General features: G+C 74.1%; 2 protein-coding genes. Both read left to right on the forward strand.

All coding sequences use genetic code 11. From position 1 onward, the window contains the following. Window positions 1-524, forward strand: a 524-nt coding sequence (locus H5J30_RS33090) for a VanZ family protein (RefSeq protein WP_258563662.1), incomplete at its 5' end; no start/stop codon positions are given. 165 nt (window positions 525-689) lie between these two features. Further along, on the forward strand, window positions 690-1,442 hold a 753-nt coding region (locus H5J30_RS33095; protein ID WP_309505705.1), incomplete at its 3' end, for a YihY/virulence factor BrkB family protein.

Consider the following 1,442-nt stretch of genomic DNA (forward strand, 5'->3'; position numbering starts at 1 on the left):
CCGGAGACCCCGCGCAGCCGGCCGAAGCACCGCCCACCGCGCGGTGGGTGCGCGTCTGCGCGATGCTGCTGGCGTTCGCCCTGATGGTGGCGTTCGCCGCGGTGCTGGCGCGGCTGACGCTGGAGTCGTCCGCCGCCTCCGAGCCCGTGACGCACACGAACCTGCGCCCCGGCGACTCGATCCGCGACTACCTCACCCGGCCGGCGTTCGTCGACACCCTCCGGCAGCTCGGCGGCAACATCCTGCTCGGGGTGCCCTTCGGGCTGCTGCTGCCCGTGCTCGTGCCGCGCGCCCGGGGGCTGCTGCGGGTCGGGCTGCTCACCGCCGTGGTGATGACGGCGGTCGAGGTGGTCCAGGGCACGTTCGTCACCGGCCGCGCGTTCGACGTCGACGACGTCATCCTCAACACCTCCGGGGCCTTCCTCGGCTATCTGTTCCTCGGCCGCCGGCTCGGCCGCGCCGTACACCCCCCGCGCCGCCGCTGGTGGCAGCGGCTCTTCCGCGGGCCGCGCCCGGCCGGTTGAAGAGCCGGCGGCCCGCACACGGTAGACAGGAACAGTGCACGGCAGAGTGCCGGGCGGGCACGGAGCGAACGAAGAGCGGAGTCTGGGCCGATGAAGCGTGGGGTGCACGCGCGGAGCGGGCGGACGGACTGGGCGCGATACCGGGGCGCCCTGCGCCGTACCCCCGTGGCTCTCTGGAACGACGACATCACCGACTGGGCCGCCGCCCTCACGTACTACGCCATACTCACCGTCCTGCCCACGCTCTTCGTCACCCTCACGGTCATCGGCCTCGCCGACCCCTCCGGCACCGAGGCCCTCATCGCCTACGTCGCCGGGGTCGCCCCCGCCGGCACCGACACCGCGCTCAACGACGCCCTCCACGACGTCACCCGCGGCCACTCCAGCGCCTGGATCCTGACCACCGTGGGCGCCGCCAGCGCCGTCTGGTCCGCGTGCAGCTTCCTGTCCGTCTTCCGGCGCGCCCTGCACGCGATGTACGGCACCCCCGACAGCCGGCCCGTGCTGCGCCGCGCGCCCGCGATCCTCGCCATGGCGCTGCTGCTGCTCACCCTGCTGGTGTCCGCCGCGCTGACGCTGGTGGTCACCTGCCCCGGGGCGCGGGCGCTGGGGCGGCCGCTCGGCATGGGCGAGCAGACGGCGGCGCTGTGGGACTTTCTGCGCTGGCCGTTCCTGGTCTTCGTCGCGGGGCTGCTGGTGCTGCTGCTCTTCCGCTCCGGGCCGCCCGAGTCGCGGGCGGTGTCGCACGCGGTGCCGGGCGGGCTCGTGGCGGGTGCGCTGTGGCTGCTGGCGTCGGTGGGGTTCGCGCTGTACGCCTCGTACGCGGCGGGGACGTACAGCAGGCTGTACGGGTCACTCGCCGGGGTCGTCGTCTTCCTGATCTGGCTGTGGTTCTCGAACCTGGCGCTGCTGGCGGGC

The sequence above is a fragment of the Streptomyces phytophilus genome, from assembly GCF_013870535.1.
Classification (GTDB): Bacteria; Actinomycetota; Actinomycetes; order Streptomycetales; family Streptomycetaceae; genus Streptomyces; species Streptomyces phytophilus.